We start from the raw sequence: 15818 nt of genomic DNA on the forward strand, positions 1-15818 counted from the left end.
GCCCTGAACCAAAGGTTAAGGACCCGGATCAGGCGGGATTGCCGGCCGGGGGCAGATGCTCGGCCAGATTTTCGAACGCCTGCCCGGCGGCCAGGATGCACGACAGGCCCGCAGGCGTCGACACGACAATCGTCCATGTCCCGGACTCGGTCGAAGCGAAGAGTTCGGCCACCTGATTGTCGCCACTCAGCCCGATTGACTGCCGGGTTTCGCCAAACTGTCCGGCCAGCCTTTCGGCCACAACGGCGTAGGGCGCGCAATAGCCACGCTCGCCCGGCTGCTGGGCAAAGGCGTGATGCGTGGCCAGCAACATCGCCCCAAGACCGAATGACAGTGCCAAAACATGCCGTTTCATAAGGGTATCCCTTCCTCTGCGCGGTCCTCGGAAATCGCGAACCTGCCGCGTCGCCTGCCGAGCCGGAATTGTCCCGACCACAACCGCGACCTGTGGCGAAGACTGCGGTGAGCATGACAAGGACGGATTAACCAACCGTTCGCTGCGCCAGTGACCGGAGTTGCCGCACTGCGGCGCAAGCAGGGTTGTGCGTTCGTTCGCTTGAGGGCACAAAAGCGCAAGAAAATTACGGAGACTTTGATATGTCCAGCGATGCGTGTCCTCTGCGATCAGTGCTCTATATTCCCGGTTCGAACCCACGCGCGCTGGACAAGGCGCGCGATCTGCCCGTCGATGCGATCATCTTTGACCTTGAGGATGCGGTAGCCCCGAACGCCAAGTCCGATGCGCGCGGCACGCTTCTGAACGCACTGGCTCAGGGGTATGGGCAACGCGTTACCATGGTGCGGATCAACGGGTTCGATACAGAGTGGGCGGCGGACGATCTGGCTGTAATCGCCGCTGCCCGACCCGAAGCCATATTGCTGCCCAAAGTGAACTGCGTGCAGGACATCACTGATCTGGGCGACCGGATGGCGGCGCTTGACGGGTTCGCGGACACAGCCATCTGGGCGATGATGGAGACCTGCGAAGGTGTGCTGAACGCCGCCACCATCGCCCGCGCGCCGCGCATGGCGGGGTTCATCATGGGAACCAACGACCTGGCCAAAGAGATCGGCTGTGCCCCTGGCGATGACCGGATGGCGATGATGACGGCGCTGCAAACCTGCCTGATGGCAGCGCGCGCTGCGGGAATTGCCTGTGTCGACGGGGTATATAACGCTTTCAAGGACGAGGCCGGTCTGCGTGCCGAATGTGATCAGGGCCGCGCTCTGGGGATGGATGGCAAGACCCTGATCCATCCGGCACAGGTGACGGTGGCAAATGATGTCTTCGCGCCGTCGGATGTTGCGGTCGATCTCGCCCGCCGTCAGATCGCCGCCTATGACGCCGCGCTGGCTGCGGGGCAGGGGGTTGCCGTACTGGATGGAAGGATCGTCGAGAACTTGCATATCGTCACCGCACGGGCGACTCTGGCCAAGGCCGAAGCCATCGCAACACTGGAGCGCATATGATCCTGATTCTTTTTGGCCTGATCCTGTGGTCGGGCACACATTTCTGGAAGCGGATCGCGCCGGATCACCGCGCGCGTTTTGGCGACAAGGGCAAGGCCATCGTCGCCGTCGGATCTGGCATTGCCATCGTTCTGATGGTGATCGGATATCGCGGTGCTGACGGCGCGATGTTCTGGGGCCGGTCCCCGGCTATGACCGGCATCAACAACCTGTTGATGTTGCTTTCGTTCTATCTGTTTGCAAGTTCCGGCGCGAAAACCCGGATCACAAAATATGTGCGCCATCCGCAGCTGGCAGCTGTCAAGGTCTGGGCAATCGCGCACCTGCTGGTCAATGGTGATACGCCGTCTTTTCTTCTGTTCGGTGGATTGCTGGCATGGGCCGTGGCCGAGGTGATCGTGTTGAACCGGGTTCAGCCCGCATGGACCCCGGCCCATGATGTGCCTGTAAAGAAAGAGTTTACGGCGGTCATCGCCACAGTGGTGGTGTTTGTCGTCGTCGCGTTGATCCACCTCTGGTTGGGAGTGAACCCCTTTGGCTGAACATGTCATCTATCGTCTGCTGACCGGCGACGACACATCGGAATTCTGTCACAAAATATCTCTGGCACTGGCCAAGGGGTGGATGCTGCACGGCTCACCTGCCTATGGGTTTGATGCGGCGAACGGGGTGATGCGCTGTGCGCAGGCGGTGACCAAGGTGGTCGATCGCCCCTATGACCCGGATATGAAGCTGGGCGCCCAATGACGACTGCGCCTTCCTCTGGCGGGCCTTCCGGCAAGACGAACGCCGGTCGGTTCTTTGAGGATTACAGGATCGGTGAAACCATCGTCCATGCGGTGCCGCGCACTGTGCAGGCGGGCGAGCGGGCGCTGTACCACATGCTTTATCCCGCGCGGCATGCCCTGTATTCGTCGGACCCCTTCGCACAATCCTGCGGGTTGTCGGCGTCACCGCTGGACGACATGATCGCGTTTCATGTGGTGTTCGGCAAAACGGTGCCGGATGTGTCGCTGAACGCTGTCGCGAACCTTGGTTATGCCGAAGGGCGATGGTTGGCGCCCGTATGGCCCGGCGACACGCTGCGGGCGCAATCACAGGTGATCGGCCTGAAGCAGAACTCGAACGGGCAAAACGGTGTCGTATGGGTGCGGACGACGGGGTTGAATCAGCACAATGAACAGGTGCTGTCCTATGTCCGCTGGGTGATGGTGCGACGCCGGACGCCGGGCGAGGCGCCGGAACCGGTGCTGCCCGTGCTGGCCTCAGCGGTGGCGCCCGGTGATCTGGTGGTTCCTCAGGGGCTCGACTTCACCGATTATGACTTCGCACTGGCAGGTGAGCCGCACCGGTTGCGCGATTATGTAGTGGGCGAGGTGATCGATCATGTCGATGGCGTGACGGTCGAGGACTCCGAACACATGCAGGCCACCCGGCTGTGGCAAAACACCGCCAAGGTGCATTTCGATGCGACTGCTCGGGATGGCGGGCGGCTGATCTATGGCGGGCATGTGATTTCGCTGGCCCGGGCGCTGTCGTTCAACGGGCTGGCCAATGCGCAGATCGTGGTGGCGCTGAATAGTGGCGCGCATGCCAATCCCTGCCACGCCGGCGACACGGTGCGCGCCTGGTCCGAGGTTCTGGAGACTGCCGCCACCGACGCGCCGGGTGTCGGCGCGATCCGCCTGCGCACAGTGGCAGTCAAGGGTCCGGGGGCCGGGCTGAAAGGTGCGGATGGCCGGTATCTTCCCCATGTTCTGCTTGATCTGGATTACTGGGCGCTGATGCCCGAATGACCGGTTTGCGCGCGCAGCACGCCGCGCCTGACAATCCGCAGCGCAGGGCTGTCGTTTTCGATTTTGTGATCACGAACCGATAAAAACGGACGGACGACAGCTGAAAGATGCGACAAAATGCACGGATGCCCGTGACTTCCGGGTCGGAAGCCGCATACTATGCCGCGACACCCGCGCTGCGGCGCGGCGAAAGGAAGGACGATACAATGGCCGACGTGAACCGGGGCAACCGGCCCCTTTCCCCGCATCTGAGCATTTACCGCCCACAGCTGACATCGATGACATCGATCCTCACGCGAATCACTGGTAACGCGCTGCTGGTCGCTGCGCTGATGCTGGTCTGGTGGTTCCTTGCGGCGGCGATGTCGCCCAGTGCCTTTGAGCGGGCGGACGGGTTCGTCACCTCGTGGTTTGGCGATCTGGTCATGTTCCTGTCCGTCTGGGCGCTTTGGTATCATTCGCTGGCCGGGCTGCGGCACCTCATCTGGGACACCGGCCGGGCCATGGACATTCCCACTGCGGAAAAGCTGGGCTGGGCCTGTATCGGCGGTTCCGTCGTGCTGACCATCCTGACCGTAATCGTGGTGTAAGGAGATCTGAGATGGAATTTCTGACCAACCGCAAGCGGGCCGTCGGCCTTGGATCAGCGAAAGAGGGAACGGGGCACCACTGGCGCATGATCGTCACCTCTGTGGGCCTGTTGATTCTGGTGCCGCTGTTCGTGTTCACCGTCGGCCCGATGCTGGGCCAGCCACATCAGGCGGTGCTTAACTATTTCTCACAGCCGTTTCCGGCGATCGTCACTGCTCTGACGTTTCTGGTGGGGTTCATGCACTTCAAAAGCGGCGCGCAGGTGCTGATTGAGGATTATACCGGCGGGCTGACGCGCAAGGTATTGATCCTTGCGGTGATCTGTCTGTCTTACGGTGCGGCGGCGACGGGGCTATTTGCCATCGCCCGCATCGCCCTTTGAACCGGAGGTTTGGCGATGGCAGCCTATGAGTACGAGACGCACGAATACGATGTAGTGGTGATTGGCGCCGGCGGTGCGGGTCTGCGCGCCACGCTGGGAATGGCCGAGCAGGGGTTTCGTACCGCCTGTGTCACCAAGGTTTTCCCGACCCGGTCGCATACTGTTGCTGCACAGGGCGGAATTGCCGCATCGCTGTCGAACATGGGGCCGGACAACTGGCAGTGGCACATGTACGACACCGTCAAAGGGTCCGATTGGCTCGGCGATATGGATGCGATGGAGTATCTGGTCCGCGAGGCGCCCAAGGCGGTTTACGAGCTTGAGCACTATGGCGTGCCGTTTTCGCGCACCGAAGAGGGCAAGATTTATCAGCGGCCCTTTGGCGGCCACACGACCGAATTCGGCGAAGGCCCCCCGGTGCAACGCACCTGTGCCGCCGCCGACCGGACCGGCCACGCCATTCTGCACACCCTTTACGGCCAGAGCCTGAAGGAAAAGGCAGAGTTCTATATCGAATATTTCGCCATCGACCTGATCATGTCCGAAGACGGGACCTGTCAGGGCGTTCTGTGCTGGAAGCTGGACGACGGCACGCTGCACCTGTTCGCGGCCAAGATGACGGTGCTGGCGACCGGCGGCTATGGCCGCGCATATTTCAGCGCCACCAGTGCCCACACCTGCACCGGTGACGGCGGCGGGATGGCGGCGCGGGCCGGATTGCCGCTTCAGGATATGGAATTCGTGCAGTTCCACCCCACCGGCATCTATGGCGCCGGTTGCCTGATTACCGAAGGCGCGCGGGGCGAGGGCGGTTACCTGACCAACTCCGAAGGCGAGCGGTTCATGGAACGCTACGCTCCGACCTACAAGGATCTGGCTTCGCGAGACGTGGTGTCGCGCTGCATGACCATGGAGATCCGCGAAGGGCGCGGCGTTGGCAAGGATGGCGATCACCTCCACTTGAACCTGAACCATCTGCCGAAAGAGGCGCTGAACCTTCGTCTGCCGGGGATTTCCGAATCCGCGCGCATCTTTGCCGGTGTCGACGTGACCAAAGAGCCAATCCCGGTTTTGCCCACCGTTCACTATAACATGGGTGGCATCCCGACGAATTACTGGGGCGAAGTTCTGGCCCCCACCGCCGACAAACCCGACAACACAGCTCCGGGTCTGATGGCTGTGGGCGAAGCGGGCTGTGCATCGGTGCACGGCGCCAACCGGCTCGGCTCGAACAGCCTGATTGATCTTGTGGTCTTTGGCCGTGCGGCCGCCATCCGCGCCGGCGAAGTGGTTGACCGCGAGAGCGCGATCCCGACCCCGAACCCCCGTTCGGTTCAGGCGGCGCTGAGCCGTTTCGACGGGTTGCGCTATGCGAAAGGGCACGTGCCCACCGCAGAGTTGCGCCTTGAGATGCAAAGGACGATGCAGGCTGACGCCGCAGTGTTCCGCACGAACAAGACGCTGGAAGAAGGTCGCGTCAAGATGATCGAGGTGGCCGCAAAACTGGGCGATCTCAAGGTGACCGACACTTCGATGATCTGGAACAGCGATCTGATGGAGACGATGGAGTTGGAGAACCTGATGCCCAACGCCGTGGCCACGATCACGGCGGCGGCGGCGCGAAAGGAAAGCCGCGGCGCCCACGCGCACGAGGATTATCCGGATCGCGACGATGTAAACTGGCGCAAGCACTCGCTGGTCTGGTTTCAGGGGAACGAGGCATCCTTGGGATACCGAGGCGTGCGCCTGCAACCCCTGACCAGCCACGACGAAGGTGGGATCGATCTGAAAAAGATCGAACCGAAAAAACGTGTCTATTGATCGCGTTGTAAAACCCCGCCACGGTACAGCCCGGCTGATTGGCTGTGCTGCCTTGGCGGGATTTACGCTGCTGGCGGCCTGCGGTCCGGTATCGCCGCAATTGGCCGCGCGCCAATGCGAGGAACGTGCCCGACAGGCCGATGGCCCGTTTGGCGAAGTGGGCGTGGGGTTCGGAACCGGCGGTGCGAAAAGCCATATTGAACTTGGCGTGACCAGCGATTTCATTCGCGGGCGCGACCCCTACGAAGTTTATGACAGCTGCGTGCGCGAAAAGTCGGGGCAGGGCCCGATCCGGCCACTGGTCCTGTGATGGAGGGCGTCGGGCCAATCCATGCGGACGGGGGGATCCATGTGGCGATGGTTTTCGCCAAGGCTGGATTTTCCGGCGGAGTAGCGCCGGTTTCCCGGTCTGAACGGGCAGCGGTTGAACCAGTTCAGGGTTGTCCCGCTTTATTCCGGAGAAGTGTCGATGAAACCGGAACAGGGAGCCGAGACATTGTTTAATACTCATGTGCCAATGGACGCGACCACGCAAACGCAACAGGGGATGCGGCCAATGACGAAACTCGCGGCGTTCCTTCTTCTGGCGCTGGCTGCCTGCACGCCAGCCTCACGCGATGATCTGACACGCGCGGCGGCTAAAACCGCGATCCGTCCGATTCTGGCCGATAAACTGCCCGGCGTCCCGGTCGAACCCGCGATCGATTGCGTGATCGACAACGCCAATTCCAACGAACTGCTGTCGCTTGCGGCCGATTCCGTGACCGGCCCAACGGCAAGTACGAGACAGATCGTGACAACAATCGTGTCCCGAACCGGGACCATCCAATGTCTGGCGACCCGTGGTCTGCCGGCGCTGCTGCGATAGAATAGAGGAGCCTGATATGGTGCAACTGACCCTGCCCAAGAACAGCCGGATCAAGACCGGCAAAACCTGGCCCAAACCCGAGGGTGCGACGAACACGCGCAAGTTCAGCATCTATCGCTGGAACCCGGATGATGCCGAAAATCCCCGCGTCGACACCTATTTCGTCGACATGGACACCTGCGGTCCGATGGTTCTGGATGCGCTGATCAAGATCAAGAATGAAATCGACCCGACGCTGACCTTCCGTCGCTCCTGCCGCGAAGGCATCTGTGGCAGCTGTGCGATGAACATCGACGGCATCAACACCCTAGCCTGCATCTATGGCATGGACGAGATCAAGGGCGACGTCAAAATCTATCCCTTGCCGCACTTGCCTGTGGTCAAGGATCTGATCCCCGACCTGACGCATTTCTATGCTCAGCACGAATCGATCAAGCCTTGGCTGGAAACCAAGACCAATGCCCCCGCCAAGGAATGGCGCCAGAGCATCGAGGACCGCAAAAAGCTCGATGGGCTATATGAATGCGTGATGTGCGCCTGCTGCTCAACCTCCTGCCCCTCCTATTGGTGGAACGGCGATCGCTATCTCGGACCGGCAGCGTTGCTCCATGCCTATCGTTGGATCATCGACAGCCGGGACGAGGCGACGCCCGAGCGGCTGGACGAGCTTGAGGATCCGTTCAAGCTGTATCGCTGCCACACGATCATGAACTGCGCCAAGACTTGCCCCAAGGGGCTGAACCCGGCGAAGGCGATTGGATCGATCAAGCAGTTGATGCTCGAGCGTACCATCTGACGGCATATCCGACGGAAACGGCGGAGTTTTTAGCAGTAATATCCAACGGGTGGCGTATCGCGCCACCCGTTGCAGTGTGTTCCCGGATCCGATGATCCGGCCAGTCAGGAGTAGCGGTCATGTTAAGGTCAGCGGGAATGCGTTTTCTGATCGTTGGGCTTTTGGCGTTGTTCATGTTTATCCCGCTGTTCTTCGTCGGCGAGATCGTGGGCGAGCGCGCGGATTACTCCCGCCGCACGATCGAGGAGGTCGGACAGGAATGGGGCGGGCGTCAGGTGATTGCCGGCCCGCGTCTGATCCTGCCGCTGGAGGGGCCACAAACCCGCAACGAACGCCGCGAAAAGATCGATCCTGTCACCGGCGAGCGGACATTCGAACAGGTCGCCGTGACCGAGATCCTGCGCCGTGGTGAGATCTATGTTTATCCACGCAGCTTTGACGCAACGATCAGCAGCGAAAGCGAGGTTCGGTCACGCGGGATCTTCGAGGTGCCGGTCTATACTGCCGTGGCGACCATGGGGTTCGATTTCGACGTGAGCGGTGCCGAGGCGCTGCTTGAGGACCGCGAGGCGATTCTCTGGGATGCGGCGGGGTTGGATGTGTCGCTGACATCGAACCGGGCATTGCGTGGCGCGGCCCGCCTGAGCACCGGCAAGACTGAATTGCCGCTGGAGCCTCGCGCCGGGGATGACATCGGCGGTATCACCGCCAACGTCGGCGATCCCCGTTCGCTGGGACGGATGGAACTGGTTCTTGGGTTCAACGGAGCAGAGCAATTGATGATCGCGCCCGTGGGGCGGAACACGGTGTTGGAGATGACCAGCGACTGGCCCCATCCAAGCTTTACCGGCACCTTTCTGCCCGATGGTTCCGAGGTCAGCGACGAAGGCTTTTCGGCCCGCTGGACCATTCCGCATCTGGCGCGCGGCCTGCCGCAACTGTCGCGTGACGACAACGACAGGATCGCCCGGTCCGAAGCGATGGGCGTCCGGTTTTTCCAGCCCAACGACTTTTACCAGAAGGCTTACCGCGCTGCACGCTATGGCATACTGTTCATCGCACTGACTTTCCTGTCGGTGCTGCTGATTGAAAACCGTCAGGGCAGGCCCGCGCACCCGGTACAGTATATTCTGATCGGGCTGGCGCAATCGGTGTTCGTGTTGCTGATGGTGGCCTATGCCGAACAGATCGGGTTTGGCGCGGCCTATGCCCTGTCGGCAGGTGCGACCGTGGTTCTTCTGTCGCTGTTTGGTGCCTGGGGGCTGAAACTCGGGCGCAGAACGCTGGTTCTCGCGCTGATGCTGACGGTTCTCTACGGCGTTCTGTACCTGATCTTGCAGAGTGCGGATTATGCGCTGCTGGCCGGATCCACTTTGGCGTTCGGAGCGTTGGCCGGAACAATGTATGCCACCCGGAACGAAGATTGGTATGGCCCGCCCAAGGATCCGACGAAGAAATCTGTCCGGGGTGGATTGTTCGGCGGGCGCACACCCGAAGCGCCACCCCCTTGGAGCGATTCCGGGACGGGTTCAGAAGACCGCGCCGGTTCCGCCAATCCAGCCGGGTCGCCGCCCCCGTCGCCCGGGAAATAGACCCGGAGGGTGGGGCGGTCGGACAACAGCGCGGCCCGCCTTGGCAGCGGGCCGACGTCATAACCGAGATGTTCCATGCCGGGTGATCGCGGGTGCTGATCAAGCCCGGCAAGGATGCGCGTCATATTCCGCCGATTGGCGGGAAGTGCCTGTCGCGATACTGCCTTTGCCTGCCGACGCCGGGATAGCTCACCGCCAGAGCCAGCGTCGCCGCCAAGGCGGGGCAAGGAGAGGATTGCAAGCCGCGCCGCGCCGGTCAATCTTTGATCCGACATCGCTTTGGAGCCCGCCATGACCCATCCCCCCCAAGATGCCTACGCCCGTCGTGCCGTGACGCCGGTGCTCTGTTATCCGCCCGAAACTCTGCCTGCGGTCGATCTGGACGGATATCTGCGCGCGCGAAACGGCGCTCCCTGCACCGCGCGAACGATTGTTCCGCCGCGTGATGCGCGCTGTTTCGATGTGAAGGCGGGGCAGGTGTTTCGCATTACCAGCGTTGATGGTCCGCAGGTTGGCGATCTGAACCTGTGGTCCGCGCAGGATGTTTCCGAACGGTTCTATTCTGGCAAGACCCGCGCGCTGCATGGCACGCATCTGGATACCGGCGATCGGCTTTGGTCGTCGTTTCCACATTTGCGCCCCATGGCGACGATCATCGCCGATACGCTGGAGTGGTATGGATTCGACGAGTTCGGCGGTGGCGTTCATGATGTGATCGGCACGCGCTGCGATCCCTATACCGGTCGCCTGCTGTCGGGCGACGATTATCACCATTGCTGCCATTCAAATCTGACCCGTGCCCTTGCCGATCACGCAGGGCTGACACTGCGCGAGGCCGAACCGCTGGTGCATGACGTGTTGAACGTGTTCATGTGCACCGGTTTCCTGCGGGGGACGGGGCAATACTTTATGAAGGCGAGTCCGGTTCGGCCGGGCGATTACATCGAATTCTTTGCCGAGATCGATCTGGTCGGTGCACTCAGCGCCTGCCCGGGTGGCGATTGCAGTTCCGAACATTCCAGCGATACGGCGGTCTGTCACCCGTTACTGATCGAAGTGTATACGCCTGCAACTCAGCCTTCCGGATGGGTTTCGCCTGCGCCCAGTGGCTATGACCGCAGTCACGGGCGGTGATTGCATCCCTTCTGTAGCTGTTCAGGTGTTTGGTCTGGCCGGGCGTGGTGCAATCCATCGCGAGTGGCACGATTCGGTCAACGCACATCGAATAGCGCTGGTTCCTCGATCGGGTGTGATATGGCGGAATATAATTCCCGCGCGATGACAACTCCGTGAAACGCTTGACGTTTCCCATTTTATATTCGACAGAAGCCCCGTTCGTATTACCTGTGATAGCGCGAAACTCGTCAAAGCGTTAGATACTCGGCGCGAGTGAATGATGGATCGCGTGGCGAGATTCCATATCAAGATACTGTTATGTGAACCGGCCGAAATCCGGTTGGAGAGGCTCTATTTCCCCCAGCTGCCAATTGGGGGCCGGTCCTCTGCGTGCGGTTATAAATGCGCGGCTGTCCAGCTATTGCAGTAGGCAATGGCTGCAATCCTGTTGCCGGGACTTTCGAATACAGGTGGATTGAATCGCATCCGTTAGATGGCTGAAAAATCCGCTTGCAATTCCGATGGTTCAGCCGGCAAGAGAGAAGTCCGGTTGGTGGCAACGAAATCGGTGACGGCATTGCTGTAATGACCAGGCAGATTCTGCCTCGTGTCGGAATATAGCACACACAGCGAATTCTAATGGACTTCAGGAAAAGGCGGCGGTCAGGGCGATTTCGACCATGTCGGCAAAGCTGTGTTCGCGGTCTTCGCTGGACAGCGCGTTGCCGGTGATCAGGTGGTCGCTGACCGTCAGCACCGCCAACGCCCGGCGCTGGTGGCGGGCGGCAAGGTTGTACAACTCGGCAGTTTCCATTTCGACGGCCAGAATGCCGTGACGCGTCATCAATTCGTTCAGGTCGGGGCGATCATCATAGAACGCGTCCGACGAATAGACGCCTCCGACATGGGTTTTGACGTCAAGCGCTTCGGCGGCATGAAAAGCCGCATGAAGCAGGCCGAAATCAGCAGTCGGAGCAAAGTCCAGATCGCCGAAAATTCCGCGTGAGGGGGTGGACAGGGTTGTTGCCGACATGGCCAGCACCACGTCGCGCAGACCCACCTGAGGCTGCATCCCGCCGGCCGAACCGATACGGACCAGCGTTTGTGCGCCATAGTCGCGGATCAGTTCATTCACATAGATCGAAAGCGAGGGCATCCCCATCCCTGATCCGTGGATCGTAACGGGATGGCCCCGCCAAGTGCCGGTAAAGCCCAGCATACCGCGCACGCGATTGACGCAGACGGCATTGTCCAGAAAGGTCTTTGCCGCCCACTCGGCGCGCAGTGGGTCGCCCGGCAAGAGGACCGTTTCAGCAATCTGGCCCTGTTCGGCACCAATGTGAACGGTCATTGCCGGGCTCCGAAAATCAGATTTCGAACGCGTCGAGCGATTTGTTGTCCGCCAGAGCTTCTTTGATCCAGCCCGGTTGCCGACCGCGCCCGGTCCATGTCTGCGAGGCATCGGCGGGGTTGCGATATTTCGGTGGGTTCTTCTGACCCTTTTTCTTGGTCTTCTTTTCGGCTGACAGCAATTCTTCGAGGTCGAAACCATGTTCGGCGGCAATCGCGGCGGCAGCCTTGCGCGCTTCTGATTTACGACGTGTTTCCAGCGTTTCAAGTGCAGCCTCTACGGCATCGCGCATCGAAAGCAGTTCCTTGCGGGAGAGAGTATCAAGGTTCATTGGCGCTCCAATCATCTGTTTGCCCGGGAATTGAGCAAGTTTCTGAACGCGTTCTTTGCCATTTCAACCAAATTGGCAAGTAAAAAGAACTTGTAGCAGGAAATTGACCCGGTATCCGCCGATTGATGGTTATAACATCTATGTCATTTCTTATATGTCTCTGCTTGATTAGCACTTCCTATTGAACAACAACGTGGGGTTGTTCAGCCAAGAGTACAAGATCCTCCATGATGCGATTCATCTCGAAATCTTTCGGAGTATAAATCCGGGCCACCCCCATTGCTTTCAGGGTTCGTGAATCGGCATCGGGAATAATCCCGCCGACAACAACCGGAATTTGCCCCAATCCCTTCTCGCGCAGGAGTTTCAGCGTTTCCGCCACCAGTGGAATGTGACTGCCTGACAGAACCGAAATGCCGATCACATGCGCCTTCGTCCGGCGCGCCGAGTCGACAAGTTCGGCTGGGGTCATCCGGATCCCTTCATAGGTGATGTCGATGCCGCAATCCCGGGCTCTGGCGGCGATTTGTTCGGCGCCGTTCGAATGTCCGTCCAGCCCCGGTTTTCCGACCAGCAAGGACAAACGGCGGCCAAGCCGGGCGGATATGGCGTCAACCCGGGCGCGGATTTCGTCCAGCCCTTCGGTGCGGTTAGACGGGTTGCGCGATACGCCTGTCGGGCCGCGGTACTGGCCAAAGACCGCGCGGATCGCATCGCCCCATTCACCGGTCGTGGCGCCCGCCCGCGCCGCTGCAAGGCTCGGGGGCATGATGTTTGCCCCGGACGCGGCAGCGCGGCGCAGCTCGTCCAATGCCGCAGTGACCGCCACCGCGTCCCGTTTGGACCGCCAATCGTTCAGTCGTGAGATCTGGTCGGCCTCGGCGCCTGCGTCAGCGACCATGATCGCGCCTTCTCCGGCGGTCAGGGGCGACGGTTCGCCGCCGGTGAAGCGGTTGACGCCGACAACCGATGTGTCGCCGCGTTCGATGCCGGCAATCCGCTCACCATTGCTGTCGACCAGCCGGGATTTCATATATTCGATCGATTTGATCGCCCCGCCCATTCCGTCAAGCGTGGCCAGCTCGGCCCGTGCAGCCGTTTTCAAGGTTTCGACCCGCGCGGCAATCACCGGATTGCCATCGAACAGATCGCCGTATTCCAACAAATCCGTCTCATAGGCCAGGATTTGTTGCGCGCGCAGCGACCATTGCTGATCCCAGGGCCGGGGCAGGCCCAACGCTTCATTCCAGGCGGGCAATTGCACCGCGCGGGCCCGGGCGTTCTTGCTCAACGTCACGGCCAGCATTTCAATCAGGATGCGATAAACGTTGTTCTCGGGCTGCTGTTCGGTCAGCCCCAGTGAATTGACCTGCACCCCATAGCGGAAGCGCCGATATTTCGCATCCTCCACACCATAGCGATCAAGACAGATTTCATCCCACAGCTCGACAAAGGCGCGCATCTTGCACAGTTCCGTGACGAACCGGATCCCTGCGTTGACAAAGAACGAAATTCGTCCGACCATTTCGGGAAAGTCTTGCTCCGCCACTTTGCCTTTCAGGTCATCCAGAACCGCACAGGCCGTGGCCAGGGCAAAGGCAAGTTCCTGCTCCGGCGTCGCTCCTGCCTCTTGCAGATGATACGAGCAGACATTCATCGGGTTCCATTTTGGCAGGTGCTCGCGGGTGAAGGCCGCGACATCGGTTATCATTCGCAAAGAGGGTTCGGGCGGACAGATATAGGTGCCGCGCGACAGGTATTCCTTGATGATGTCGTTTTGCACCGTCCCCTGCAGGGCGGTGACATCCGCCCCCTGTTCCTCGGCCACCGCGATATACAGGGCCAACAGCCAGGGTGCCGTGGCGTTGATCGTCATTGACGTGTTCATCTGTTCAAGCGGAATATCGGCAAACAGCGCGCGCATGTCGCCCAGATGGGCCACCGGTACGCCGACCTTGCCGACTTCGCCTCGGGCAAGCACATGATCGCTGTCATATCCTGTCTGAGTTGGCAGGTCGAAGGCGACGGAAAGCCCGGTTTGCCCTTTGCCCAGATTGCCGCGATACAGCGCATTCGACGCCGATGCCGTGGAGTGTCCGGCATAGGTGCGGAACAACCAAGGGCTATCTTTCGTCTCGTTTTGGGTCATTTCTGCCTCTTGCGCAATAATATTACGTTATAGCGGTGATATGTGCAACTTCATTCCAATGTCAATCGCCGCGTTGCGGCATAGGGGGATTTACCGGCGACGCTGTTCCTGCCACGGTCGGTTCCATGTTCACTACCGTTGAATTGCCGCTGTGGCTGTTGATCCTGATTGTGCTGTTTGCGGCGGTGACCTTTGCGACGCATTTTCTGAACCCGACTGTCCGCTGGTTCTTTCGCAACCGGGCCGAGCGTGTGGTGGCGCGGTTGAACGCGCGTCTTGACGTGCCGATCCAGCCCTTCAAGCTGGCGCGTCGGCACGACACCATCCTGCGGCTGCTTTATGATCCTGCGGTTCTGGAGGCGGTGACCGCCCATGCGAAAGATACCGGAGTGCGCGAGGACGTGGCATTTTCCAATGCCGAGCGCTATGCGCGGGAAATCGTTCCGGCGTTCAGCGCCACCGCCTATTTCGGGTTTGCGATCCGGGCTGCGCGCTGGTTGTCGACGGCGTTGTTTCGGGTGCGAGTGCAGGACGGCAACACCGATCTGCTGCGCCGGATAGACCCCGAGGCAACGATCGTGTTCGTGATGAACCACCGCTCCAACATGGATTATGTTCTGGTGACATGGCTGGTCGGCGAGCGCAGCGCGCTGTCCTATGCCGTGGGAGAATGGGCGCGGGTCTGGCCGCTGTCATCGCTGATCCGGGCGATGGGGGCGTATTTCATCCGCCGCCGGTCGCGTAACGCACTGTATCGTCGGGTTCTGGCGCGTTACGTTCAGATGGCGACCGAGGCAGGCGTGACCCAGGCAATGTTTCCCGAAGGCGGGCTCAGTCTGAGCGGTGCGGTCGGGCCGGCCAAGCTGGGACTGCTTAGCTATATCGTCGATGGGCGGGGCGACAGCGATGTGGTCTTCGTGCCCGTCGCGCTGAATTACGACAGGGTGATCGAGGACCGCATCCTGACCGAAACCGCATCACGGGGCGAGCGACGGTTCCGCGGCACATTTCTCAGCGGTTGCGGGTTTGCTCTGCGCTGGGGATTCAGGCGGATTACCGGTCAGGTGCGGCGATTTGGCTATGCGGCTGTGGCATTCGGGCGGCCTCTGGCGCTGTCCGGGTTCGCGGGCGAAGGTACGGCGCGGGTCGAGGATCTGTCGCGCGCGCTGATGGCCGAACTGCGCGGCGCGGTGCCGGTTCTGCCGGTCCCGCTGGCCTGCCTCGCGTTGCAACGGGCGGGCGGGCCGCTGTCCGAAGAAGAGTTGACGGCGCATATGGCCGAACTAGCGCAACAGATGCAGGCGCGCGATGCGCCCATGTGTGTTCAGTCACATCCCGATGACATGGACCCGCTTGCGATGCTGCGACTGCGCAAGATGGTCGTCGACACCGCGGCAGGGGTGGCAATTGCACCGGAAAAAGAGGCACTTGTGCGGTTTTATGCTGCCTCTGTTGCGCATCATCTGGATGATGCCGCGTTGCAACGAAATGCAAAAGATCCGACGGTCATCGAGACATAAAATTACAAAAATGACCCTTGCGACATTGCATAGTT

At 60.7% G+C, this 15818-nt stretch carries 17 protein-coding genes; 13 read left to right on the forward strand and 4 right to left on the reverse strand.

The window, feature by feature from the left end:
* Positions 1 to 28: 28 nt before the first annotated feature.
* Positions 29 to 355 (reverse strand): hypothetical protein, encoded by a 327-nt coding sequence (locus FQ320_RS05145; protein ID WP_148470527.1) that lies wholly within the window; start codon positions 353 to 355, stop codon positions 29 to 31.
* Positions 356 to 597: 242 nt separating this feature from the next.
* On the opposite strand from FQ320_RS05145, the gene FQ320_RS05150 reads away from it, so the two are divergent.
* The 12 genes from FQ320_RS05150 (at position 598) to FQ320_RS05205 (ending at position 10450) form a co-directional block, all read left to right on the forward strand.
* Positions 598 to 1470 (forward strand): CoA ester lyase, encoded by an 873-nt coding sequence (locus FQ320_RS05150; protein ID WP_148470528.1) that lies wholly within the window; start codon positions 598 to 600, stop codon positions 1468 to 1470.
* Positions 1467 to 2012, forward strand: a complete 546-nt coding sequence (locus FQ320_RS05155; protein ID WP_148470529.1) for an NnrU family protein — start codon at positions 1467 to 1469, stop codon at positions 2010 to 2012. The genes FQ320_RS05150 and FQ320_RS05155 overlap by 4 nt, the downstream gene beginning before the upstream one ends.
* Positions 2005 to 2217 carry a DUF1737 domain-containing protein gene (locus tag FQ320_RS05160; protein WP_148470530.1) on the forward strand — a complete coding sequence of 71 codons (213 nt, stop codon included), beginning with the start codon at positions 2005 to 2007 and terminating at the stop codon, positions 2215 to 2217. Before FQ320_RS05155 ends, FQ320_RS05160 begins: the two co-directional genes overlap by 8 nt.
* Entirely contained in the window at positions 2214 to 3266 is a 1053-nt protein-coding gene (locus FQ320_RS05165) for a MaoC family dehydratase (protein WP_148470531.1), read from the forward strand. Before FQ320_RS05160 ends, FQ320_RS05165 begins: the two co-directional genes overlap by 4 nt.
* 206 nt (positions 3267 to 3472) lie before the next feature.
* Complete coding sequence (sdhC, locus tag FQ320_RS05170; RefSeq protein ID WP_148470692.1) at positions 3473 to 3856, forward strand: succinate dehydrogenase, cytochrome b556 subunit; 384 nt, start codon at positions 3473 to 3475, stop codon at positions 3854 to 3856.
* An 11-nt stretch (positions 3857 to 3867) separates the two neighbouring features.
* Positions 3868 to 4239 carry a succinate dehydrogenase, hydrophobic membrane anchor protein gene (gene sdhD, locus FQ320_RS05175; RefSeq protein ID WP_148470532.1) on the forward strand — a complete coding sequence of 124 codons (372 nt, stop codon included), beginning with the start codon at positions 3868 to 3870 and terminating at the stop codon, positions 4237 to 4239.
* 15 nt (positions 4240 to 4254) lie between these two features.
* Positions 4255 to 6060 (forward strand): succinate dehydrogenase flavoprotein subunit, encoded by a 1806-nt coding sequence (gene sdhA / locus FQ320_RS05180; protein WP_148470533.1) that lies wholly within the window; start codon positions 4255 to 4257, stop codon positions 6058 to 6060.
* Positions 6050 to 6370, forward strand: a complete 321-nt coding sequence (locus FQ320_RS05185; protein WP_370513017.1) for a hypothetical protein — start codon at positions 6050 to 6052, stop codon at positions 6368 to 6370. Before sdhA ends, FQ320_RS05185 begins: the two co-directional genes overlap by 11 nt.
* A 159-nt stretch (positions 6371 to 6529) precedes the next feature.
* Positions 6530 to 6928, forward strand: a complete 399-nt coding sequence (locus tag FQ320_RS05190) for a hypothetical protein (RefSeq protein ID WP_255509372.1) — start codon at positions 6530 to 6532, stop codon at positions 6926 to 6928.
* Positions 6929 to 6944: 16 nt separating this feature from the next.
* Positions 6945 to 7724, forward strand: coding sequence for a succinate dehydrogenase iron-sulfur subunit (locus FQ320_RS05195; RefSeq protein ID WP_148470534.1), 780 nt, complete (start codon positions 6945 to 6947; stop codon positions 7722 to 7724).
* Positions 7725 to 7861: 137 nt separating this feature from the next.
* Positions 7862 to 9316, forward strand: coding sequence for a cell envelope integrity protein CreD (gene creD, locus FQ320_RS05200; RefSeq protein WP_255509373.1), 1455 nt, complete (start codon positions 7862 to 7864; stop codon positions 9314 to 9316).
* A 291-nt stretch (positions 9317 to 9607) separates the two neighbouring features.
* The gene (locus FQ320_RS05205; protein WP_148470536.1) at positions 9608 to 10450 is read left to right on the forward strand and encodes a DUF1989 domain-containing protein; all 843 of its coding nucleotides are present in this window, start codon (positions 9608 to 9610) and stop codon (positions 10448 to 10450) included.
* A gap of 628 nt (positions 10451 to 11078) precedes the next feature.
* Here the strand turns inward: FQ320_RS05205 and deoD are convergent.
* The 3 genes from deoD to FQ320_RS05220 all read right to left on the reverse strand — a co-directional run bounded on the left by deoD (position 11079) and on the right by FQ320_RS05220 (position 14263).
* Positions 11079 to 11783 carry a purine-nucleoside phosphorylase gene (deoD, locus tag FQ320_RS05210; protein WP_148470537.1) on the reverse strand — a complete coding sequence of 235 codons (705 nt, stop codon included), beginning with the start codon at positions 11781 to 11783 and terminating at the stop codon, positions 11079 to 11081.
* A gap of 16 nt (positions 11784 to 11799) precedes the next feature.
* The gene (locus FQ320_RS05215; protein ID WP_148470538.1) at positions 11800 to 12114 is read right to left on the reverse strand and encodes an H-NS family nucleoid-associated regulatory protein; all 315 of its coding nucleotides are present in this window, start codon (positions 12112 to 12114) and stop codon (positions 11800 to 11802) included.
* Positions 12115 to 12292: 178 nt separating this feature from the next.
* Positions 12293 to 14263 (reverse strand): methylmalonyl-CoA mutase family protein, encoded by a 1971-nt coding sequence (locus FQ320_RS05220; protein ID WP_148470539.1) that lies wholly within the window; start codon positions 14261 to 14263, stop codon positions 12293 to 12295.
* A 125-nt stretch (positions 14264 to 14388) separates the two neighbouring features.
* On the opposite strand from FQ320_RS05220, the gene FQ320_RS05225 reads away from it, so the two are divergent.
* Positions 14389 to 15783 (forward strand): 1-acyl-sn-glycerol-3-phosphate acyltransferase, encoded by a 1395-nt coding sequence (locus FQ320_RS05225; RefSeq protein WP_148470540.1) that lies wholly within the window; start codon positions 14389 to 14391, stop codon positions 15781 to 15783.
* The last annotated feature ends 35 nt before the right edge of the window (positions 15784 to 15818 follow it).

Origin of the sequence: Oceaniovalibus sp. ACAM 378 (genome assembly GCF_008085915.1) — a bacterium.
In the GTDB taxonomy this organism is placed as follows: Bacteria; Pseudomonadota; Alphaproteobacteria; order Rhodobacterales; family Rhodobacteraceae; genus Oceaniglobus.

Coding starts and splice junctions, on each gene's coding strand:
- FQ320_RS05145 (WP_148470527.1), bottom strand. CDS start 355: ATGAAACGGCATGTTTTGGCACTGTCATTCGGTCTTGGGGCGATGTTG.
- FQ320_RS05150 (WP_148470528.1), top strand. CDS start 598: ATGTCCAGCGATGCGTGTCCTCTGCGATCAGTGCTCTATATTCCCGGT.
- FQ320_RS05155 (WP_148470529.1), top strand. CDS start 1,467: ATGATCCTGATTCTTTTTGGCCTGATCCTGTGGTCGGGCACACATTTC.
- FQ320_RS05165 (WP_148470531.1), top strand. CDS start 2,214: ATGACGACTGCGCCTTCCTCTGGCGGGCCTTCCGGCAAGACGAACGCC.
- sdhC (WP_148470692.1), top strand. CDS start 3,473: ATGGCCGACGTGAACCGGGGCAACCGGCCCCTTTCCCCGCATCTGAGC.
- sdhD (WP_148470532.1), top strand. CDS start 3,868: ATGGAATTTCTGACCAACCGCAAGCGGGCCGTCGGCCTTGGATCAGCG.
- sdhA (WP_148470533.1), top strand. CDS start 4,255: ATGGCAGCCTATGAGTACGAGACGCACGAATACGATGTAGTGGTGATT.
- FQ320_RS05190 (WP_255509372.1), top strand. CDS start 6,530: ATGAAACCGGAACAGGGAGCCGAGACATTGTTTAATACTCATGTGCCA.
- FQ320_RS05195 (WP_148470534.1), top strand. CDS start 6,945: ATGGTGCAACTGACCCTGCCCAAGAACAGCCGGATCAAGACCGGCAAA.
- creD (WP_255509373.1), top strand. CDS start 7,862: ATGCGTTTTCTGATCGTTGGGCTTTTGGCGTTGTTCATGTTTATCCCG.
- FQ320_RS05205 (WP_148470536.1), top strand. CDS start 9,608: ATGACCCATCCCCCCCAAGATGCCTACGCCCGTCGTGCCGTGACGCCG.
- deoD (WP_148470537.1), bottom strand. CDS start 11,783: ATGACCGTTCACATTGGTGCCGAACAGGGCCAGATTGCTGAAACGGTC.
- FQ320_RS05215 (WP_148470538.1), bottom strand. CDS start 12,114: ATGAACCTTGATACTCTCTCCCGCAAGGAACTGCTTTCGATGCGCGAT.
- FQ320_RS05220 (WP_148470539.1), bottom strand. CDS start 14,263: ATGACCCAAAACGAGACGAAAGATAGCCCTTGGTTGTTCCGCACCTAT.
- FQ320_RS05225 (WP_148470540.1), top strand. CDS start 14,389: ATGTTCACTACCGTTGAATTGCCGCTGTGGCTGTTGATCCTGATTGTG.